Source organism: Streptomyces malaysiense (assembly GCF_000980885.2).
GTDB lineage: Bacteria > Actinomycetota > Actinomycetes > Streptomycetales > Streptomycetaceae > Streptomyces > Streptomyces malaysiense.
In genome coordinates this window covers 50104-71242 of record NZ_LBDA02000047.1, presented here as the reverse complement: position 1 = coordinate 71242, position 21139 = coordinate 50104, and the positions used below count along the sequence as shown (strand labels likewise).

Here is a 21139-nt window from a genome sequence, read left to right as displayed (position 1 = left end):
CCCGTCCTTAGCGCTTCTTGTTCGTCTTGCGGCGGCGGACGATGTACTTGTTCGACGCCTTCTTGGGCGAACGAGTACGGCCTTCCTTCTTGCCCCACGGGGACACGGGGTGGCGGCCACCGGAGGTCCGGCCCTCACCACCACCGTGCGGGTGGTCGACCGGGTTCATGACGACACCACGGACGGTCGGGCGAACGCCCAGCCACCGCTTACGGCCGGCCTTGCCCCAGTTGATGTTGCTCTGCTCGGCGTTGCCGACCTCACCGACGGTGGCGCGGCAGCGGACGTCGACCAGGCGGATCTCGCCGGACGGCATGCGCAGGTGGGCCATGGAGCCCTCCTTCGCGAGCAGCTGCACGGAGGCACCGGCGGAGCGGGCGAACTTGGCACCGCCACCGGGACGGAGCTCGATCGCGTGGATCGTGGTACCGACCGGGATGTTGCGGAGGGCCAGGTTGTTGCCCGGCTTGATGTCGGCCCCGGGACCGTTCTCGACGCGGTCACCCTGCTGCAGGTTGCGCGGGGCGAGGATGTAGCGCTTCTCGCCGTCGGCGTAGTGCAGCAGCGCGATGCGCGCGGTGCGGTTGGGGTCGTACTCGATGTGCGCGACCTTCGCCGGCACGCCGTCCTTGTCGTGACGACGGAAGTCGATCACTCGGTAGGCGCGCTTGTGTCCGCCACCCTGGTGGCGAACGGTCACACGACCGGCGTTGTTACGGCCGCCCTTGCTGTGCAGGGGACGGACCAGCGACTTCTCCGGCGTGGACCGCGTGACCTCGACGAAGTCGGCGACGCTGGCGCCACGACGGCCCGGCGTAGTCGGCTTGTACTTGCGGATTCCCATTTCTCAGTCCTCGTCCGATATCGGACGATCCGGACCGCCCTTAGGCGGTCGGACCGCCGAAGATGTCGATACGGTCGCCCTCGGCGAGGGTCACGATCGCGCGCTTGGTGGCGGCACGCTGACCGAAGCCGGTCTTCGTGCGCTTGCGCTTGCCCTGGCGGTTGATCGTGTTGACCCCGGTGACCTTGACGTCGAAGACCGCCTGGACGGCCTGCTTGATCTGGGTCTTGTTGGCGTTCGGGTCGACGATGAACGTGTACTTGTTCTCGTCGAGGAGCGCGTAGCTCTTCTCCGAGACGACCGGCTTCAGCAGGACGTCACGGGGGTCCGTGTACGACTTGCTCAGCGGCGTCTCGACGGTGTTCTTGCCCTCGGCGGCGTGGCGACGCGCCTTGGCGACGCGCGCGGCCTTGGCGGCCTTGGCGGCCTTCGAGGCAATAGCGGGGTGACGGATAGCCATCAGGCCTCGCTCCCTTCGGTGTCAGCGGCCTTGGGGCCAGACACGAAGGACTCGAAAGCGGCCTGGGTGAAGACCACGTCGTCCGAGACGAGAACGTCGTACGTGTTCAGCTGGCCCGGCTCCAGGATGTGGACCTGGGGCAGGTTGCGGGCGGACAGCCACGCGGCCTCGTCGGAGCGGTCGGCGACCAGGAGCAGGTTCTTGCGCTCCGAGATCTTGCCGAACAGGCTCTTCGCGGCCTTGGTGGAGACCTGGCCCTCGACCACGCCGGCGACGACGTGGATGCGGTTGTGACGCGCCCGGTCGGTGAGGGCACCGCGCAGGGCGGCGGCCTTCATCTTCTTCGGGGTGCGCTGCGAGTAGTCACGCGGCACGGGACCGTGCACGACGCCACCACCGGCGAACTGCGGCGCGCGGGTCGAACCCTGGCGGGCGCGACCGGTGCCCTTCTGGCGGTACGGCTTCTTGCCACCACCGCGGACCTCGCCACGCGTCTTGGTCTTGTGCGTGCCCTGACGGGCCGCGGCCAGCTGCGCGACGACGACCTGGTGGATCAGCGGAACGCTGACCTTGGCGTCGAAGATCTCCGCGGGGAGCTCGACGGAACCGGCCTTCTCGCCCGCCGGCGAAAGGATGTCAACAGTGCTCATCGGTTACCTCAGGCCCCCTTGGCCGCGGTGCGGACCAGGACGAGGCCGCCGTTCGGACCGGGAACCGCGCCCTTGATGAGCAGCAGACCCTTCTCCGCGTCAACGGCGTGGACGGTCAGGTTCTGGGTGGTGACCCGCTCGTTGCCCATGCGACCCGCCATGCGGAGGCCCTTGAACACGCGGCCCGGGGTGGCGCAGCCACCGATGGAACCGGGCGAGCGGTGCTTGCGCTGGGTGCCGTGTCCGGCGCCGAGGCCCTTGAAGTTGTGACGCTTCATGACACCGGCGAAGCCCTTGCCCTTGCTCTTGCCGGTCACGTCCACCTTGACGCCCGCCTCGAAGACCTCAGCGGAGATCTCCTGGCCCAGCGTGTACTCGGAGGCGTCCGCGGTGCGGATCTCGACGAGGTGGCGGCGGGGGGTGACGTCGGCCTTGGCGAAGTGGCCCTTGAGGGGCTTGTTCACCTTGCGCGGGTCGATCTCGCCGAACGCGATCTGGACGGACTCGTAGCCGTCGACGTCGTTCGTACGGACCTGGGTGACGACGTTGGGGCCGGCCTTGACGACGGTGACCGGAACAACACGGTTGTTCTCGTCCCACACCTGCGTCATGCCGAGCTTCTCGCCCAGGATGCCCTTGATCTGCTTAGCCATTCTCAGATCACCAGCCCTCAGAGCTTGATCTCGATGTCGACACCGGCCGGGAGGTCGAGTCGCATCAGAGAGTCAACGGTCTTGGGGGTCGGGTCGAGGATGTCGATCAGGCGCTTGTGCGTGCGCATCTCGAAGTGCTCGCGCGAGTCCTTGTACTTGTGCGGCGACTTGATGACGCAGTACACGTTCTTCTCAGTGGGCAGCGGCACCGGGCCCGCGACCGACGCACCAGTGCGGGTCACCGTCTCGACGATCTTCTTCGCCGAGGAGTCGATGACCTCGTGGTCGTAGGCCTTGAGCCGGATGCGGATCTTCTGTCCCGCCATGGCTACTCAGTAGTCCTGTCTCTTCTAACGCTCTGGGACCCGGTGGTTTCCGGTACCCGCTTTCTCCGACCCACGCGGTCGGGCGTGTCGCGCTCCCGCTGACAAGAATGTCCCTTGTTCGAACATCCCTGCGGGGAATGCACACGGCCCTTCCGGAAACCGCGGACCGGGGACCTCGGGCCCACCGGGCGCCTGGCCGGTGTCGCGCCCACACTTCCCGGAAGATTCCCGTACGTCCGCCCCAGTGCTGCCCGAGGGCAGTTAGGGCGACGAGTACTGTGGGACTCGCTTCCGGTCCTCCCGGCGGGAGGCGCGCAGCATCAACACTCGACCGAGCAACTCGGACAGTCTGCCATACGGGCGGGGGGCTCCGCCAATCGGGCCGAAGAGATTACCCCGGGAGTGACGTAGGTCAAACCGGGGGCGGAGCCCGCCGCGACCGGTCTCAGGGCCTGGCGGCCATCCGTACGCCGGTGCAGCCGCGCTGCTTCGCCTCGTGGTCGGCGAAGGCGCGCAGGGCGTCGCGGGCGAACGAGGCGGAGTAGTGCGGGACCGGGTAGGTGTCGGTGTCCCTGTCGTGCAGGTGGTACAGCACGAACACCGCCTGCTGCGCCGATTGCGGGCAGGTCGCGGTGGCCCAGGCGTAGTCGCGGTCGCCGTGGGCGGGGCCGTAGCCCTTCTCCAACTGGTCGCCCTCGCTGGTCAGGAAGTCCTTGGCGGCGGCGCCGTAATAGGCGTAGAGGCCGTAGCCGGGCTTCTTCGCCTTCGTGACCAGGTAGCAGTTGGTCTGCGGGGCATTCGGGTCCGCCGGGTACTCCATGGCCTCGGGCGTGTCTGCCGCCGCCGCGTCCGTTCCGCGCAGCGCGGCGCAGGAGCCCTGGGCCCGCGCCAGCGGCTTCGCCGTTCCGGACGCACCCAGCCGTGCGGGGGACAGGCCGGTGAGCCGCTCGCCCGCCTTCACCTGGCAGCCGTGCTTCTCGGCCGCCTTCTCGGCGGTCTCGGTGGTCACCCGGCCGAGACCGGTCAGGGTCGTGCTGTTCGACGTGCCGAGCAGGTCACCGTAGGCGACCAAGGCCTTGTCCTTCTGGTTGACGCAGTCCAGCGCGGCCATGACCTGGTAGGTGCCGCCCTCGTACCTGAGGACACCGGACCAGCCGTGGCCGAGGGGTGCCGCCTGCTCCCGCACTCCGTCGTAGTCCGCGTCGTACCAGGTGAGCGTGGCGGACGGGGCCTTCGCGGTGCTCCAGCGCAGCTTCAGCTCCAGGTCACTGCCCTGCGGCCCGGACTCCTGGTTGCGGACCAGGCAGGCGGCCAGGTAGTCGTCGTCGCCCTCCTCCTCGGCCCTGAAGTCCGACGCATGCAGAGCCTCGCTCAACCCGCCCTGTGCCGGCGAGCCGCCGCACGCCCGGTCCAGCGACTCCTCGCCGCCCCGGGAACCGAAGGCACCGCTGCCGTAGAGCACCGCTCCCACCAGCGCCAGAACCAGCAGGCACGCCCCTGCGTACCAGCCGGCGTGCACACGTCGGAACCCGGATTTCGTCTGCATCGTGCTCATTTCGGTGTTCTCGGGGTCGCGGACGCCCGTCTCGCGGGGTTCCTGGACCGCCGCTCAGAAGTGTTCGACCTCCTGGCCGTCCGGGACCTTGTAGCAACCGGAGACGACATGGAGGCTCAGTTTCGGCGGGTCGTTCTTGGCCATCCGGACGATGTTGACGCCGGCCTTCTGCTGGTCGTTGTCGGCGGTCAGGTTGATGTTCCTGTTCTTGCTGGTGTCCGGCCCGTACGTGACGATCTTCCATCCGTGCCTGGGCAGCTCGGTCTTGAGCCGTTCCATCGCCACGTCGAGGTCCTTCGCCGACGCCGGGTAGAAGCTCCACCAGTGGAAGATCCGGAAGTAGGTCTTCGTGTCCTTGCCCGGGCATTCCGCGACGAACGGACGGCTGTCGGACGTCTTCCCCTTGACGCCGATCAGGTCGTAGATGCCGCTGGACAGCCTTTCCATCGCGTCGGAGGCGTCACGCGAGGTGCTCGTGCCGGCGGACGGAGTCGTGTCGGAGTCTTTCTCAGTCATGCCGCATCCAGTGATGGTGGTCAGTACAAGAGGCAGGGCGAGCACACAGGCGCCCAGTCTGGTCTTCACGTCGGTGAGCCTTACGTCGTCGCAGCTACTTGACATGTGCCCACGGATCGGGCGGCGGCTTCAGTGCCACATCATCGCCCTTCCCGACGACGACCAGGGCCTGGTTCTTCAGGCTCTGCGAGGGCCCATGAGACGTCTCGTCCCAGTAGCCGCTGTGTCCTTCGGTGTCCGTGGTCATCTGGTTGGCGCCGAAATCCGGATCGCTGGGAATGATGAAGCCGTCCCCGCCGTGGCCCCATCGGCCGATGTCGGGGACCACGTCTCCGTCGGCCTCCTCGTTCCACACGTGCCCCTTGGGCACGTCCAGCTCGTCGGCGCCGGAGACCTTGACCCCGGGACTGCCGGCGAAGACGAGGTCGTCGGCACTGACATGCCCCTTCTGGGCCGCGGCGCCGACGAGCGTCGTCCCGTACGAGTGGGCGATGACCGTGCGGTGCGGATCCGTGTCACCGGTGTGGGAGGTGTCGAGCCCGTCCAGGAACTTGTTGAACGCCGGTGCCCCGTCGTACGCGTAGTGCTCGAACGGCGCGTCCTTCCAGACGCTGTCCGGCGCGTCGTAGCCGAGCCAGGTGATCGTGGAGACGGATTTCCCGTCGGCCTCGTCGTTGGCCGCGTGCCAGACCTTGGTCATCCGGTCGATGTTTCCACCGATGTTCCCCAGCTCCGACGTCGTACCCGGCACGTAGACCGCTTGGTGGTCCGCGGTGTCCGGGTTGCCGTTGGCGATGATCGCGCGACCGTCCCCTTCTGTGCCGAATCCCAGGAGGTAGGCCTCCGGCAGCCCGTTCACACCCGTCGCGTCGAAGCGCGTCTGGATCGCGTTCATGCCGTCGAGGGACTTGCGGGCGTTCCGCCGCGCCTCGTCCCAGTCCTTCCACTCCTGGCTCTCGACGTTGAGACCCTTCGGCATGGCCCCGGTGTACGGGTCGATGTAGGGCTGGAACCGCTTGGGCTCCGGATGCTTCTTCAGCCAGTCGTCGTAGTCCAGTCGGGCCTTCGCCCGGGCCTCGTCGAGCACCACTCGGTTGGCCTGGTCCCGCGCCGTGGCGGGAAGCCCGTCGAGCGCGCCGACCGCGTCGGGGTGCACGGCCAGGTAGTCCGACCGCTGCTCGTCGGTCAGGCCTTTCCACCAGGCGGCGTTGTCCTTCGGGCTGCCGTGCCGGGGAGGCTGGGGCAGGGAGTCGAGATAGCTCTTGCCCGCGTCGCGCACGCCGTCCGTGTCCGACTTGACGTCGGTCCAGTCCTTGTCGGAGACCACCAGGTCGTCGTCGGCCTTCAGAGCGCGCAGCTTCGGGGCCCACTTGGTGTCCGCGTCCGTCGCTTCCTTCAGGGCGTCACCGATGCGGTCGGCGAAGCCGATGGCCTTGCCGAAGTTCGGATTGGGGTGGATGTTGGCGGCCTGCCGCTCCAGAGCGGCCGCCGTCGGGTCCGTCGGGCTGGTGCTCACCTGCACCGTCCCGCCCTCCGGCACCTTGCCGTCGACTTCCTTGCCCCCGGCCGGGAACGTCACCGATCCGTCGGCGCCGACCGTGCAGCCGGCTGCCTTCGCGTCCTCCATCGCCGCCTCCAGCTTCCGCTTGGCCGCGGCCATGTCGAAGGCGAAGCCGTTGAGGGCGGTGCCGGCCAGCGCGCACTCGGTCTCGGCGTAGTGGAAGTCCTTGGACAGTTCCTTCAGTTCGCGCAGGGCGGCCTTGGCGGTCTCCCCGGAGAGCTGGTTGCGTATCCCCGCCGAGATCCGGTTGTCGATCGCTTCCCTGGCCTTGCCGGCCATCTCGCTCGTGGCGCGGTAGCCGTCCGCGGCCTCCTGGTACTCGGACGGCTTGATGGCCTTCAGCGCGGCAAGATCCATGACCTGCTCACTTGCCCTTCGCCTGGCCGCCGACGGCCTCGGTGTCCTGGTACTCCGTCTTGATCTTGTTCAGCCCGTCCCGGACGTCTTGGTCGGTCATCGACAGATCGCGCCCCGCGCGCTCCAGCAGACCGCCCAACTTCCCGCAGCGGCCGCTCACGTCACCGACGTACTTCTTCCAGGAGTCGAAGAGTTCCTTCTGCGCCGCGGCCGACTCGCACCCGGCGCCGTCCCCCAGCCCGGACTGCCCGTGGTCCAGCTTCCCCAGTGCCGTGCTCACGTCGGTCCGCAGGCCCGCGACGTCGCCGCCGGCGGTCGACCAGACCTTCCGGTCCGACTTCAGGGGGTCCGGGCCGCCGTCGGACGAACCGCCGCCGCCGCCGGCGTCCGGCAGGTGGTTCAACCGCATTCGAGTGGAACCGGAACGCGCGGCCGCATCGGCCTTCAGCTGTTCCCATTCGTCCCAGGACATGCCCGTCGTCCTCCCCCGTGCCCCGTCGCCCGCTTTCCGGCCGTCTCACCAACGGCGTGCCCGCGTGCGAGGTATGAATCCCATATGAATCTCTTAAGTTAACAGGACGTCACTGCCGCCAGTTCCGTTGCAGGAACCATGGCGGCTGAGTACCTGAACTCATGCGCGTCCGGGCCGAGTCGGGTAGGCATGGCCGGTTCTCGGCGTGCGTACGCGACGAGGGCGGTCCAAGGGGAACCGGGAGGGGGTCAGTCCGGGATCCGGATTTCCAGCGGGCCGCAGTCCAGCCGCTTCGCCTCCGCCGTGACGTAGGCGGGGAAGGCGCGGCGGATGAAGGTGTAGCCGTAGAGACCGTAGGTCTGCTGGGCGAGGAAGAGGACGGTACGGCCGCGGCACTTGGTGGACACGTCGGCGATGGCCGGCGAATAGGTCCCGATCGCCTCTCGCCCGCCTTTCCTCGTGATGCCGGGACCTGTGTGGACACCGGCACCGACGGCCTGGGCGAGATTCGGGTCCTGGACCGTCTGGAGCCGGTACTGCGGGTGGTCGCCCACGCCCGTGAGGATGTCGCAGGTGCGCGCAGGGCGCTCGTCCCCGACGGACACCCTGGCCTGGGGATCGGACCCCGTCTCATCGGGCAGCCGGACCCCCGGCACCCCGCACACCGGGCCGCCGGCGTGCACCGGCCGGGGAACCGGCATGGCCTCCGGCGAACCGGGCTCCCGCAGCGTCCCGGAACAGCCGAGCGCCGCCATGGTGCCGTTCACGACATGGACGACGGTACGGGAGAGCGCCTTCTGACGCGCGTTCCTCCTGGTCAGCGAGTCGTTCTTCCAGAACCCGTCGTAGCCCATGCGGACATCGACGACGGCGTAGCCCCCGGACGTAACGGGGTCGACGCAGGTGGAGGGCAACGCCGCCCACGCCCGGGTGTCGGAGGCCATGCCCAGTACACCGCCGCCGAGCGGGGTCAGCGCCGCGGACAGGAACTCGTCGGACCAGGGGACGTTGTCCGTCCGTACATCGCCGGCGAGCCGGTGGACGTGTATGTCGACCTGACGGCCGTACGGCCCGGTCCCGCTCATGATGCGGCAACGGCCGTCCAGCGACCCCTGGCCCTTGGCCCCGTTCGGAGTCCATGACGGCCGTATCTCCGACGCGTCGGTGTGCCCGTCGCCGAAGAGCGCGTCGAGATCCTGACTGGGCATGGAACCCCAGCAGGGAGATCCGGAGAAGGGCCACGTACCGCTCTGCCAGGCGACGACGCCCGCGCCGAGGAGGACACCGCTGACCGCCAGCGCGAGCGCGCTGATCAGACCGCGACGGCTGCCGAGTCCCAGCCGGCCCCGCAGGGCCGTGCCTCTGCGAGGAGGGCGACTTCCTTCTTCTTGCTCGTGAGACATCGAATACCTTCTGGCAGTGTCGGCCCGGTGGAGCCTTCAGGAAAGATCGCGCAGCGCGTCGCCACGTGCGCCGGACGAATCGTTCAGCGCGTTTTCACGCAACGTGCTCCGGACTCCGGCGGTGACTCCCAGAGCTTTGGCCCACTCATCCACCATCTCGCCGCTCTGCTGTTCGAGTGCGTCCGAGCCGCCCGGGAAACCACCCGCGCGCAGGGTGCTCGACCATGTGCCGACAAGGTGCTCGACCGGGTCCTTCGTGTACGAGGGCGGCGTGGCCGCACGCTTCGTCTCCTGGGCGAAGACGTCTCGCTCCCATTCCTTCGTCCGCGCGTCGCCGAGGTCACGGCGGACACCGTCGGCGACGGCGTCCAGGGAGCCGAGCAGCCGCGAGACCCGAGCGGGCGCAACGGTCAGTGCGTATCCCGTCGCGCCGCGCGGCACCGCGGCGAGCTGCTCGGCTGTGTACCGGGTCGAGGCCGCCCGGACCGTGGCGTAGGCGGCCGGGTCCCGCGAGACGCCCCGCAGGACGCGGAGCAGTGTGCCGCGCGTCACCGCCATGTGGACCCCGTCCTTGTCCTTCCAGGCCGGCTTGGCCGGCACAGCGTGCACGACGTATTCGGCGTCGGCGATACCCAGCACCGACGCGGTGTCCGGCGTGTAGTCGGCGAGGGCGTCGGCCAGGGGCGTCCGGAGCGGGGTGTCGATGCGCCCGCCCGTCCTGGCCAGGCTTTCGCCGACGGCCACCAGAACGGTCTTCATCGACTGCGCCTGCTGGAGCGAGTGCTGGTGCGGGGCGGCATCCACGGTGGCCTTGACGACGGCCGACCCCAGTGCGGAACAGCTCATCCCTGACCGGTAGCCGCCGCCCAGCGCCGTGCGCACGCGCTTGTCACCGAGCAGGTCCTCGCATGTACCCGTCTGCCGGCCGGAGTCGGGAAGCAGCCAGGCTGTGAGGCCGGCGGCCGCCGCGCAGACGACGACGGCGACGAGATGCCGCCGCCGCGGGCGGCGGGAGGGCGTTTCAGGCGCGGTCAACGGGTGCAGCCGAATTTCTTGGTTTCCTTCGGCACGAAATCGTCGATGAACGGCCGCAGCTTTTTGTAGCCGTTGGGAGTGTTCTCGACGCGGTCACCGAAGAAATATATTCCGAAAGTCATGTATGTGTCTGGAGAGGTGCAGAGGGCCCGAACCGAGGCGCCATTGCTTCCGATCGCCGCACGCCCCGGGAAGGACACGGGCCGCTCGGCGGCGTACTTGTACGGTGCCGCCGAGCCCTTCCAGGCTCCCGGGTCCGGGTCATGGTCCCACGTCGCGAAGGCGACGAACAGCACCCGGTGACCGCCTGCACTCAAGGCGCAGCCCGCACCCGGCTGACCCTCGGTGGCGTAGTACGTCTGCCTCACGGGTCCGTCGTGCGGAATGAGTGGTGCCAGGGCCGTCTTCGACACCGGGACCTTGCAGAAGTCCGCAGGAACGGTGGCGGGCGTGCTGCAACCCGCCGTCACTGCCATGACGGCGGTGCACAGCAGGGCGGCCGCCAGGCGTCTCGTTGTCATCACTGAGCTCCCGCAATGCCGCTGGCCAGCGCATTGCCGGTATTGGCCGCAATGTTGATCTGCTCGTACATGCCCTGGCTGTGCGAGTAGTCGTCGTTGTGCCAGTGGGGGTTGGCCGCGGCCCATTGCTTGGCAATGGTGTTGAGCTGCTCCTGGCGATGGACGAAGGTCACCTTGCTGTCGCTCGTCAGCTTGTCCGCCTGATGCTTCTGTTCGTCCATGATCCAGGCACTGGTGATCACGTCGGCTCCGCGCTGCACGGCGTCGCCGTAGACGGGGACGAAGTTCAGCATCCCACCGGAGAGGTGGTAGCTCCATGCCTTGTCCCACGTGTAGTCGTGCTGCTCGTCCTTAAGTGCCAGATACCGGCCTCGCTCCATGAAACCGACCGCAGCGCCAGCCGAGTGGAGGGTGTCTGCCGGAGGACGCGAAGGGTCATGAATATCGTCCATGATGGCGTAGTTCATCCCTGTGTGCAGCATGTTGTAGGACCCCTCACTTCGGGATATCTGCTTCGTCATCTCCAGCACCTGGCCACGGTCCAGGTCCGGGCCGACTTCGGGGCGCCGAGCACCGGTCAGGTCACTCATCGCCACATACGTCTCATGACCGTGGTTGGTCATGATCTTCGCCATGTCGTCGCGCAGGGAGGCCGGCATGTCATCGCCCTGGCCGGACAGGACGTCCAACGCATGCACGAACACCCGGTTGTTGGCGTCCGTGTGCTTCGTCGGCGCCCCTGGACGGGGACCGTTCGGGTCGACGCCCGTGGCTGCCGCGGCCAGGGCGTCGCCCAGCCCCTTGCGATCGTCAGGGTCCAGCGCATCGGGGCCGACATAGTCGGTCTTGGCACCCTCGTTCGTCGTGTTGACGACGTTCCAGTCCCGGCTGCCGTGCCCGTGGCCGAGGAGGTAGTCGGAGCGCTCCTTTCCGGCGGACGTGCCGGGGTCGAGGTAGCCGGCCGCGCCTTCCGGATCGCGTGACATGACTTCGAGCGCACCGTCGACGGGATCGTTCGCGAACCAGCCGTCACCGTCCTTCTCGCCGAACTTGCCGTAGAGGTCCCAGACATCCGGGTTCTTCTTCTCCATGGCGATCATGTCGTCGGTCACGTCGGCGACGAACTGGGGCGAGTAGCCGTGTCCCTGCTGCATGAGCGTGGCGAGGCTCTGGTAGCCGCGGGCCTTCTGACCGTGCCCGTACCCGACGGCAATCTTGTTCCCGACCGCTTCGAGGTCGTATTCGTCCCCGCCGTGCTGACGAAGTCCCGCGCGCCACTTGTTGTAGAACCGGGCGTCGTCGGTCTTCGTCCATGCCTGGAACGCCTGGTTGTACGCGTCGCTCCCGAAGCGCAGATGTCTGCCGTCGGAGTCCTTGAAATCCGGCACCCCTGTGGCGACCGCCAGGGAGTCCGCGAGGCCGCCGTTGATCTCGAGGTACGTGCTCTTGTTCTTGGTGTCGTCGAAGTACGCCAGGTCATCGAGCCTGTTCGTGAACTTGAGCGTGCCGTCCGGCCCCAGTCCGTTCAGGAACGTCTGGTCGAACGCCTTGTCGCCCTTGTTGTCCCGGAAAGCGCGCCGCAGTTCGGCGAGGTCGGCGGCGGAGACCTTCTCGCCCTTGGCGACCCGCCGGGCGATGTCGTCCGCTTCCTGGGCCTCGTACTTCTCGATGTCGCCCTGGGCCTTGCCGTTGAAGCCGGGAACCGTGCTGTCGCCCATGTCGGGGCCCTTCACGACGGCGGCGAAGGCGACCTCGACGCCCTTGTCGGCGTCGTCCACGTCCTTCACGCACCGGTCTATGCGGGCCTGCCAGGAAGCGACGTCCTTGCGGATGCTGTCCTGGTAGGAGGGGTCGTGCACGTAGGCCATCCGCGCACCCTGGCTCAGCTTCTCGGTGTCGAAGGAGACCACGCCCTGGTCCGACACCTTCATGCCCTTGGCGACCGCGTCGTCCCGGGCCGACTCCACCTTCTTGCGCAGGTCCACGAACTGCGTGTGCGCGTCACGCAGGAGTGAGGCGATCGCCTTGGCCTCGGCCTGGGCGCTCTGGTACTCCGTGAGCCTCACGCCGAAGCGCGCGTTGGCGGCCTGCTGGTGCCCCCGCCCAGGTCGGACGCAGAGTGACGCCGTGGACGCCTTTCCGGTACGCGGTCTCCTGCTTGCCCATCTCCTTCGCCATGCCGTCCCAGCGTTCGGCGGCCGTGGTGAGCGTGGACAGGTCGGTCGTCAGGATCTCGTGGTACGTCGGCATGGCTCCCCCGTGAAGTCGGTCAGTGATCAGCTGGCGGTGAGTACGCGTCGAAGATCGACACCCTGCGCACACCGGCACCCGCTCCGACGTCCCTGCCAGTCAGCAGAGTGCTGCTGTCCCGGATGGCCGACTCGTCGTTCCCCAGCCTGCTCACCAGGTTCTGGACCTGTTCGCCCCAGGTCTTGTGCGCCTTGCTCACGGCACCGGACGTGAGCCAGCCGTGCCCGTCCTTCGCGTCGAACGCCTTGACCACGGCGCCGGTCTCGTCGTCCGCCCAGCGCCCCGCGTCGGTCGTGTGCGGCCCGATGTCCGTGCTCAGGGCGTTCGCGGCGCTCTGCTTGTCAGCGGCTGAGTGCGCGAGGTCCGGCCCACTGCTTCCCGACACGTCCAACCCCCCGTTCAATGATCTTGTATGCCAGCCGTCACGCTAACAACAAGCTCACAGGATGGTGAAGTCGGCGGCCGTCCGTCAGGCCTCCGCGGCGTACCCGATGAAGGCGGTCCACGTCGTGGGGGCGACAGTGAGGCAGGGGCCCTCGGTGTTCTTGGAGTCGCGGATGTGGATGGTGGTGAGGGTGGGGGCAAACTCGACGCAGTCGTTGCCGTTACTGCTGTCGCTGTAACTGCTCTTGAACCAATGGAGTTCCGGGGTGCTCATAGTTCTCCCAGCGCTTGCTCGATGAAGGCCAGAGACTCCTCTGGCGTGAGCGCCTGAGCCCGGATGATGCCATAGCGCAGGTCGAGGAACCGGAGTTGCCTGGGGCTTGAGACCGGGCGGCCCGAGAAGTCACCGTCGGTACGCCCCATTCCCGTACCATCGGCAAACTTGATCACCTGAATCCGACCGCCCGTCCCGGGGTGATTCGCCCGGTCGGTCGGCATGACCTGAAGCTCCACGAACGGCAACTTGGCTACCTCCAGCATGTGTTCGAGCTGTCGGCGCAGCACCATTGTGTCCCCGATCGGGCGGCGCAGCGTCACCTCCTCCTGGACGAAGCTGAACTCCGGCGAAGGTGCCCGCTCGAAGACGGACTTCCGGGCCATTCGTGCCGCCACCATGCGCTCCAGCTGGTCGGGCGAGTAGGCGGGACGCCAAGTGCGCAGGAGCGCTCGCGCGTACTCCTCTGTCTGCAACAGGCCGTGGATGTTGTGGTTGCTGTACAGGGACATCTCCACCGCCCGCCCCTCCAACTCCGCCAGCTCCCGGACCTTCTTCGGGTACCGAGCCCTCTTCATGTCCTCCATGAAGGCCCGAAGATGCCCCTGCGCCTTCAGGAGCGTGTCTACCTTGTCGAGGAACTCCGGCCGAGGGATGCGTGCTCCCCGCTCGATCTTGCGGATCATGTCCTCGCCGTACCCCATGGCCACGGCCAGCTCGGGTACGGTCATCCCGGCTGCTTCCCGGCAGACTTTGAGCAAGCGCCCCACCGCCTGCACGATCGACTCGATCTCGTCGCCCGGCTCGACGTCCCAACCCGTCTCGTCCACACCTTCGCTCACAGCTCCTCCTCCGGCGCGCGCTCGCTCGTACTCGTGAACAACGCCCGAGACAGCCGAGACAGCCGAGACAAAGCCGAGACGGTCACCGTACGTACGGACACTGTCGCTTACTCAGCGAACCACCTCCCGCCACGCTGAGTGATGTGAACCAAGAAACCGTCGCCACCACCCGCGACTTCATGCTGCTCCTGTCCCCCACCCCCCGCGGCGCCCGGCTCGCCCGGCTGCTCGCCACGGAGCAGCTGCGCAGCTGGGGAATCCTCTCGGACGCGGCCACGCACGTGATCGCCGAACTGGCGGCGAACGCCGCGACCCATGGCCGAGTGCCGGGCCGGAACTTCCAGCTCACGCTGAACGTCGTCGGCAGCACGCTCCGCATCGAGGTGACCGACACCTGCCGTGAACGCCTGCCCAAGGCTCAACATCCCGGCACGGAGGCGGAGTCGGGGCGCGGACTGGTCATCGTGGAAACGCTGGCCGACCGGTGGGGCGTGTCGTCGGACGTCGTACCGCGCAAGACCGTGTGGGCCGAGATCACCGTCCCGATGGGTGACTGACTCGCCCGCGCGCTCAGGCCCGCGGGCCCATCGGCGGTGGCCCCATCGGCGGCGGTCCCCACGCCGGTGGCGTCGGCGGGGCCATGAGCCGGCGGCGGCATCGGCCGCGGCGGACCGCCGTGATGACGCAGATGCCCGGGACCGCGACCGCCGCCGTGAGGAAGCAGCCGACGGCCGCGAGGATGCCGACGGCCATGTTCCGCACCTGCGGCTTGTCGCCGAGGGCGAAGTCGGCTGCCGGGATGTCCGAGGTGCAGCTGACGGGGTAGTCGCCGGTGGTCTTCGGGGTGAACTCGAAGACACGTTCCCAGGAGCGGGTGCCGAGGGTGACGCGGAAGGTGCCGGGCGGCCGGGTCAGGGAGTCGGCGAGCGCCCGCGGGACGCGGCAGTCGACGTGGCCCGGTACGGACTGGGAGACGTAGATCGCGCGGGTCCTGCCCTGGGTGAAGTCGAACGTGCGCTGCTCGCCGCTGGAGAACGTGTGCGCCCTGTCGACCGCGTGCACCGTGTTCTTGACCGTCAGCGCGATGAAGGTGATGCCGGCGCCGGCCAGGACGACGCCGAGCAGTGCCGCCACGACGTACCAGATACGCCGGGGCCGTAGATCCTTCGCGGGGGGCGGGGCGGCGTGGCCGCCGTACGGTGTGCCCCAGGTATTGGGTATGGACATGACGCCGCATCGTAGAGGAGGGGGCCTGATGGGGACCCGAGAGGAAGCCGTGGCGGCGGCCGAACGGTGGCTGCGGACGAAGATGTACCCGGAGCGCGCCGAGTCCGTCGTCATGCGGCCGGAGACGGCCACGTGGTACCCGTACGCCTGGACGGTCTGTTTCGACTTCCGGGAGCACCTGGAAACCGGGGATCGGGCGCAGGCCCCGTTCAGCGCCCTCGTCGTCGTGCCGCACGACGGTACCGGGGCCCACTGGTCGCCCACGTACCTGCCGGCCGAGCAGTACCTGGCGCAGCGGGCCGCGGGAACGTGGGGCGTACCGGAGCCCGACGAGACGCGCGAGCGCGCCGAGGCGTGGCTGCGGAGCACCTACGGCGGTCTGGTGGAACTGGCCGGGCCGAGCCGGACGCCCGTGTACGAGACGGCCACCGCCTGGCTGATGCCGTGCTGGACGGTCCCCCAGCCCGGCTTCTCCGACACGCCCATGCTCGCGGCCTCGGTCGTGGTGCCGAAGGACGGCGGCACCCCGTTCCACCCCTCTCCCAGCGACCCCCTCGCCGATCTGGGGCCGATACCGCCGGCCGTGACCGCCCAGCGGATCAGGGGACAGCACCTGCACGCGCGGGGCTGTCTCGTGGCCGTGCACTGCGGGATCGACGGCACACCGGTCTCGGCCCTGCCCTGGCGCGCCTTCCACGAGGCCCCCGGCTGGTGGGAGCGGCTCGGGCGGCGCTACTTCCCGGAGTTCGAGCCGGTCGACGTGACCGACTGGGACGACGTGGTCGGGGCGGTCGCGGAGCCGGGGCCCGGCACCCGGGAGGTCGTGTGGGTGCGCCGCCGGCTCCGAGGCCACGAGATCAGCGGGAACCTGATCTACGTGCACAACAACCAGGGGCGCGTCGTCTTCCTCGACGGCCTGGCCGGCTCGCTCGCACGCCTCGATCCGCCGCCCCTGCTGCGCGAGTTGACCCTGCTCCGGGCCCTGCCCGGCTCCCCACGCGCCCCCTGGTGACCACTGAACCGGTGGGGCGATGGACAGAACAACGCGAAGACAGCCCAGCAGGGCGTCACTCAGTGCCCGGGTCACGACCGCCGGAACCCGAGTATCAGCATCGATGTCAGTGCCCTGTGCCAGGATCCTCGTCGATCACAGTCGGCGACGGGTGTGGGACCCGGGGTGGTCTCCAGGTCGTCCACTACACGTCCTTCACGGTGACAGAGCCCCGGCCACCGGTCCAGGACCCCTCCTGCGGAACCAGGTTGTTCGCGCTGAGCAGGCTGTCCTGCGCCGGCAGGCCCAGGGCCGTGCGCAGGGTGCCGACGGCCGGGTCGCGGAGGGAGACGACCAGGCGGTAGCGCGGCTGACCGGTGATGGTGTCGTGGGAGTCCGTGGGCGGCCGGAGGGCCTCGGCCACCGATCGGGCGTCGTAGCCGGGGCACAGCGCCTGGGGCGGCAGGGTGATCTCGCCGCCGGTCCTACCGCTCACCTTGACAAAAGCGCCGTCCTTCACGTCGGAGGACCAGCTGACGGGCAGGCCGTGGGCACCGCCCACCAGACCCTGCGGGCCCTCTATCTCCACCGCCACACCCTGGCCGCCCAGGGTGCGCGACAGTTCCAGGAGCTTCTTCCGGCCGGGGTCGAAGCGCAGGCCGACGGTGAGGTGGCCCGGGTCGCGGGACGACAGCTTCTCGTAGCCGTGGGAACCGAGCACCATTCGAGGGCCGGAGTCGGTGGCGGAGGGCTCCGGCGACTCGGCGCCGGGCGGGAGCGGGAAGTGGTGGTAGTCCCTGGTGCCGCACCGGTCTCCGTCGGAGAAGCCGCCACCGGGCAGGGACACGGCCTTGGCGGGGCCGGCGGTGGGCCCGGAGGCCGGTGAGGTCGACGAGGACCGCGGGATCAGGCCCATCTGGAAGGCGCCGAAGACGGCCACGACCGCGACGGCCGTCCAGGGCGCGGCACTCGCCAGCCAGGCGGTCGCCGACCTGGGGCGCCGCGGCCGGCGCGGGCGTCGTGTCCGGGCGGCCGCCCTCCATGCCCGCGCCCGTGCCGACGGTTCCTTCGGAGCGCCGGCACCACCGCCTTCCACGGCGTCCCGCAGGAACGCCTCCCACTGCTCGTCGGACGGGGACTCGTCGGGGCCTTCGGCGGACGGGACGGTGCTCACGGGCTCACTTTCTTCGGACGATCGTACGGTCGTACGGGAGCGGTGACACGCAGAGAGTACGACGAAGAGGCCCGTACGACCGAAGTCGTACGGGCCTCTCCAAAGGTCGGTCAGTGACCTTCAAGCAAGCGGAACTTACTTGACGATCTTGGTGACCTGGCCGGCGCCCACCGTGCGACCACCCTCACGGATGGCGAACTTCAGGCCCTCCTCCATGGCGACCGGCTGGATCAGCTGGACGGTCATCTCGGTGTTGTCACCCGGCATGACCATCTCGGTGCCCTCGGGGAGGGTCACAACGCCCGTCACGTCCGTCGTACGGAAGTAGAACTGCGGACGGTAGTTGTTGAAGAACGGCGTGTGGCGGCCACCCTCGTCCTTGGACAGGATGTAGGCCTGGGCCTCGAACTCGGTGTGCGGGGTGACCGAACCCGGCTTGATGATGACCTGGCCGCGCTCGACGTCCTCGCGCTTGATGCCGCGGAGCAGCAGACCGACGTTCTCACCGGCCTGGCCCTCGTCGAGCAGCTTGCGGAACATCTCGATACCGGTGACCGTGGTGGTGGTCTTCTCGGTCTTGATGCCGATGATGTCGACGGTCTCGTTGACCTTCAGGACACCACGCTCGATACGGCCGGTGACGACCGTACCGCGACCGGTGATCGTGAAGACGTCCTCGATCGGCATCAGGAACGGCTTGTCGACGTCGCGCTCCGGCTCCGGAATCGCGGTGTCGACGGCGGTCATGAGGTCCAGGACGGACTGGGTCCACTGCGCGTCGCCCTCGAGGGCCTTCAGCGCGGAGACACGGACGACCGGCAGGTCGTCGCCCGGGAACTCGTACTCCGAGAGAAGCTCACGGACCTCGAGCTCGACGAGCTCCATGATCTCCTCGTCGTCCACCATGTCGGCCTTGTTCAGGGCGACGACGATGTACGGAACGCCGACCTGGCGGGCCAGGAGCACGTGCTCCTTGGTCTGCGGCATCGGGCCGTCGGTGGCGGCGACCACCAGGATCGCGCCGTCCATCTGCGCGGCACCGGTGATCATGTTCTTGATGTAGTCCGCGTGACCCGGGCAGTCGACGTGGGCGTAGTGACGCGCCTCGGTCTGGTACTCGACGTGCGCGATGGAGATGGTGATACCGCGCTGGCGCTCCTCGGGCGCCTTGTCGATGTTGTCGAACGGGGTGGCCTCGTTCAGCTCCGGGTACGCGTCGTGCAGCACCTTGGTAATGGCGGCCGTGAGGGTCGTCTTACCGTGGTCGATGTGACCGATGGTGCCGATGTTGACGTGCGGCTTAGTCCGCTCGAACTTCGCCTTCGCCACTGGGGTCCTCCTGTGGAGTGGTTCTGTACGCCTTACTTCATCGGCGCCAGGTGATCTTTGCTGGATAGCCCGGAACCCGGGGCATTCATCCTGGTATTCGGCTGAATGCCCCTTGAGGCTCCGGAGTCAAGCCTAAAGCGTGTGAACGCGGTGCGTTACTCGCCCTTGGCCTTCGCGATGATCTCCTCGGCGACGTTCCGCGGAACCTCGGCGTAGGAGTCGAACTGCATCGAGTAGCTTGCGCGACCCGACGTCTTGCTGCGGAGGTCGCCGACGTAGCCGAACATCTCCGACAGGGGCACGAGGCCCTTCACGACGCGGGCACCAGCCCGCTCCTCCATGGCCTGGATCTGGCCACGGCGGGAGTTGATGTCGCCGATGACCTCACCCATGTAGTCCTCGGGCGTGGTGACCTCAACGGCCATCATCGGCTCCAGGAGCACGGGCGAAGCCTTGCGCGCGGCCTCCTTGAAGGCCTGCGAACCGGCGATCTTGAAGGCGAGCTCGGAGGAGTCGACCTCGTGGTAGGCACCGTCGTGGAGGATGACACGGACACCGGTCATCTCGTAGCCGGCCAGGATGCCGAACTGCATGGCCTCCTGCGCACCGGCGTCGACCGAAGGGATGTACTCCTTCGGGATACGGCCACCGGTGACCTTGTTCACGAACTCGTACGAGGTGTCGCCACCCTCGAGCGGCTCGATGCCGATCTGCACCTTCGCGAACTGACCGGTACCACCGGTCTGCTTCTTGTGGGTGTAGTCGACGCGCTCGACGGCCTTGCGGATCGTCTCGCGGTACGCCACCTGCGGCTTGCCGACGTTGGCCTCGACCCTGAACTCACGGCGCATACGGTCGACCAGCACCTCGAGGTGCAGCTCGCCCATACCACCGATGATGGTCTGGCCGGTCTCCTCGTCCGAGTGGACCTGGAAGGACGGGTCCTCCTCGGCCAGGCGCTGGATCGCGACGCCGAGCTTCTCCTGGTCGCCCTTCGACTTGGGCTCGATGGCGACCTGGATGACCGGCGCCGGGAAGTCCATGGACTCCAGGATGACCGGGTTCTTGTCGTCGGACAGCGTCTCACCGGTGGTGGTCTGCTTCAGGCCCATGACGGCGACGATGTCACCGGCGCCCACCGACTCGATCTCCTCACGCTTGTTGGCGTGCATGCGGTAGATCTTGCCGATGCGCTCCTTCTTGCCCTTGACGGAGTTCAGCACCGAAGAGCCGGACTCCAGGCGGCCCGAGTAAACCCGGACGAAGGTGAGCTTGCCGAGGTGCGGGTCGCTCATGATCTTGAACGCCAGCGCGGACAGCGGCTCGTCGTCGGACGGCTTGCGCTTGACGACGACCTCGGGGTCCTTGACGTCGTGGCCCTCGATGGCCTCGATGTCGACCGGCGAGGGGAGGTAGCGCACGACCGCGTCGAGCAGGGGCTGGACACCCTTGTTCTTGAACGCGGTGCCGCAGAACACCGGGGTGACCGTGGTGCCCTCGCTCTTGCCGGACGCGATGGTGATACGACGGATCGCGGCGTACAGCTGCTCCACGGAAGGCTCCTCGCCCTCCAGGTACAGCTCCATGATCTCTTCGTCGTTCTCGGCCACGGCCTCGAGCAGCTTGCCGCGGTACTCCTCGGCAGCCTCGGTGTGCGTGTCCGGGATGTCGACGACGTCGTACATCTCGCCCTTGGTGGCCTCGGCGGACCACACGAAGGCCTTCATCGTCACCAGGTCGACGACGCCCTTGAAGTCCGCCTCGGCGCCGATCGGCAGCTGCATGACCAGCGGCTGAGCGCCCAGGCGGTCGACGATCATGTCGACACAGCGGTGGAACTCGGCACCGGTACGGTCGAGCTTGTTGACGAAGCAGATACGCGGAACGCCGTAGCGGTCCGCCTGACGCCACACCGTCTCGGACTGGGGCTCAACGCCGGCGACGCCGTCGAACACCGTCACGGCACCGTCGAGCACGCGCAGGGAGCGCTCCACCTCGACGGTGAAGTCGACGTGGCCCGGGGTGTCGATGATGTTGATGGTGTGGTCGACGTCTTCCAGCGGCCAGTGACAGGTGGTGGCAGCAGAGGTGATCGTGATGCCACGCTCCTGCTCCTGCTCCATCCAGTCCATGGTGGCAGCGCCGTCGTGGACCTCACCGATCTTGTAGGACACACCGGTGTAGAACAGGATCCGCTCGGTGGTGGTCGTCTTGCCCGCGTCGATGTGGGCCATGATCCCGATGTTGCGGACCTTGGCCAGGTCAAGTGAAGTGGTAGCCATAAGGCTTCAGTCTTCTCTCGGTCTCGATGTGGG

Annotated in this window: 22 protein-coding genes; 2 read left to right on the top strand and 20 right to left on the bottom strand. The window is 68.1% G+C overall.

Features of this window, described 5'->3' with window-relative positions:
• Positions 1-7: 7 nt before the first annotated feature.
• The 16 genes from rplB to VT52_RS19405 form a co-directional block, all read right to left on the bottom strand.
• Entirely contained in the window at positions 8-844 is an 837-nt protein-coding gene (rplB, locus tag VT52_RS19475) for a 50S ribosomal protein L2 (protein WP_030811669.1), read from the bottom strand.
• A 40-nt stretch (positions 845-884) separates the two neighbouring features.
• Positions 885-1304 carry a 50S ribosomal protein L23 gene (gene rplW / locus VT52_RS19470; RefSeq protein ID WP_046418001.1) on the bottom strand — a complete coding sequence of 140 codons (420 nt, stop codon included), beginning with the start codon at positions 1302-1304 and terminating at the stop codon, positions 885-887.
• Positions 1304-1954: a 50S ribosomal protein L4 gene (gene rplD / locus VT52_RS19465; protein WP_046418000.1), complete on the bottom strand. Its 651-nt coding sequence runs from the start codon at positions 1952-1954 to the stop codon at positions 1304-1306. The genes rplW and rplD overlap by 1 nt, the downstream gene beginning before the upstream one ends.
• Before the next feature lie 8 nt (positions 1955-1962).
• Positions 1963-2607, bottom strand: coding sequence for a 50S ribosomal protein L3 (gene rplC, locus VT52_RS19460; protein ID WP_005481233.1), 645 nt, complete (start codon positions 2605-2607; stop codon positions 1963-1965).
• 17 nt (positions 2608-2624) lie between these two features.
• Positions 2625-2933, bottom strand: coding sequence for a 30S ribosomal protein S10 (rpsJ, locus tag VT52_RS19455; protein ID WP_003948644.1), 309 nt, complete (start codon positions 2931-2933; stop codon positions 2625-2627).
• A gap of 445 nt (positions 2934-3378) precedes the next feature.
• Positions 3379-4488, bottom strand: a complete 1110-nt coding sequence (locus tag VT52_RS19450; RefSeq protein ID WP_167377712.1) for a hypothetical protein — start codon at positions 4486-4488, stop codon at positions 3379-3381.
• 54 nt (positions 4489-4542) lie between these two features.
• On the bottom strand, positions 4543-5004 hold the full coding sequence (locus tag VT52_RS19445; RefSeq protein ID WP_240509818.1) for a hypothetical protein: 462 nt from the start codon (positions 5002-5004) through the stop codon (positions 4543-4545).
• A 94-nt stretch (positions 5005-5098) separates the two neighbouring features.
• On the bottom strand, positions 5099-6922 hold the full coding sequence (locus VT52_RS19440) for an alpha/beta hydrolase (RefSeq protein ID WP_046417988.1): 1824 nt from the start codon (positions 6920-6922) through the stop codon (positions 5099-5101).
• A gap of 7 nt (positions 6923-6929) precedes the next feature.
• Complete coding sequence (locus VT52_RS19435; RefSeq protein ID WP_046417987.1) at positions 6930-7394, bottom strand: hypothetical protein; 465 nt, start codon at positions 7392-7394, stop codon at positions 6930-6932.
• A 248-nt stretch (positions 7395-7642) separates the two neighbouring features.
• Positions 7643-8797, bottom strand: coding sequence for a hypothetical protein (locus tag VT52_RS19430; protein ID WP_143070893.1), 1155 nt, complete (start codon positions 8795-8797; stop codon positions 7643-7645).
• 36 nt (positions 8798-8833) lie between these two features.
• Positions 8834-9832, bottom strand: a complete 999-nt coding sequence (locus VT52_RS19425) for a hypothetical protein (protein ID WP_046417985.1) — start codon at positions 9830-9832, stop codon at positions 8834-8836.
• Complete coding sequence (locus VT52_RS19420) at positions 9829-10353, bottom strand: hypothetical protein (RefSeq protein WP_046417982.1); 525 nt, start codon at positions 10351-10353, stop codon at positions 9829-9831. The genes VT52_RS19425 and VT52_RS19420 overlap by 4 nt, the downstream gene beginning before the upstream one ends.
• Positions 10353-12338: a hypothetical protein gene (locus VT52_RS19415; RefSeq protein ID WP_143070892.1), complete on the bottom strand. Its 1986-nt coding sequence runs from the start codon at positions 12336-12338 to the stop codon at positions 10353-10355. Before VT52_RS19415 ends, VT52_RS19420 begins: the two co-directional genes overlap by 1 nt.
• Positions 12339-12622: 284 nt before the next feature.
• Positions 12623-12988 (bottom strand): hypothetical protein, encoded by a 366-nt coding sequence (locus tag VT52_RS19410; RefSeq protein WP_240509817.1) that lies wholly within the window; start codon positions 12986-12988, stop codon positions 12623-12625.
• 84 nt (positions 12989-13072) lie between these two features.
• A complete protein-coding gene (locus VT52_RS35795) occupies positions 13073-13261 on the bottom strand; it encodes a DUF397 domain-containing protein (RefSeq protein ID WP_079175130.1) in 189 nt (62 codons plus the stop codon).
• The gene (locus VT52_RS19405) at positions 13258-14103 is read right to left on the bottom strand and encodes a helix-turn-helix domain-containing protein (protein WP_046417979.1); all 846 of its coding nucleotides are present in this window, start codon (positions 14101-14103) and stop codon (positions 13258-13260) included. Before VT52_RS19405 ends, VT52_RS35795 begins: the two co-directional genes overlap by 4 nt.
• A gap of 179 nt (positions 14104-14282) precedes the next feature.
• Between VT52_RS19405 and VT52_RS19400 the strand changes: the two genes are divergently transcribed.
• Positions 14283-14660: an ATP-binding protein gene (locus VT52_RS19400; protein ID WP_046418098.1), complete on the top strand. Its 378-nt coding sequence runs from the start codon at positions 14283-14285 to the stop codon at positions 14658-14660.
• Positions 14661-14673: 13 nt separating this feature from the next.
• On the opposite strand, the gene VT52_RS19395 is transcribed toward VT52_RS19400, so the two are convergent.
• Positions 14674-15330 (bottom strand): hypothetical protein, encoded by a 657-nt coding sequence (locus VT52_RS19395; protein WP_046417978.1) that lies wholly within the window; start codon positions 15328-15330, stop codon positions 14674-14676.
• 28 nt (positions 15331-15358) lie between these two features.
• On the opposite strand from VT52_RS19395, the gene VT52_RS19390 reads away from it, so the two are divergent.
• On the top strand, positions 15359-16342 hold the full coding sequence (locus tag VT52_RS19390) for a toxin glutamine deamidase domain-containing protein (RefSeq protein ID WP_063888337.1): 984 nt from the start codon (positions 15359-15361) through the stop codon (positions 16340-16342).
• Between the two features lie 184 nt (positions 16343-16526).
• On the opposite strand, the gene VT52_RS19385 is transcribed toward VT52_RS19390, so the two are convergent.
• The 3 genes from VT52_RS19385 to fusA all read right to left on the bottom strand — a co-directional run bounded on the left by VT52_RS19385 (position 16527) and on the right by fusA (position 21106).
• Complete coding sequence (locus VT52_RS19385) at positions 16527-17495, bottom strand: hypothetical protein (protein WP_240509816.1); 969 nt, start codon at positions 17493-17495, stop codon at positions 16527-16529.
• A gap of 135 nt (positions 17496-17630) precedes the next feature.
• Complete coding sequence (tuf, locus tag VT52_RS19380) at positions 17631-18824, bottom strand: elongation factor Tu (protein WP_046417976.1); 1194 nt, start codon at positions 18822-18824, stop codon at positions 17631-17633.
• Between the two features lie 155 nt (positions 18825-18979).
• Positions 18980-21106 carry an elongation factor G gene (gene fusA, locus VT52_RS19375; protein ID WP_046417973.1) on the bottom strand — a complete coding sequence of 709 codons (2127 nt, stop codon included), beginning with the start codon at positions 21104-21106 and terminating at the stop codon, positions 18980-18982.
• Between the last annotated feature and the right edge of the window lie 33 nt (positions 21107-21139).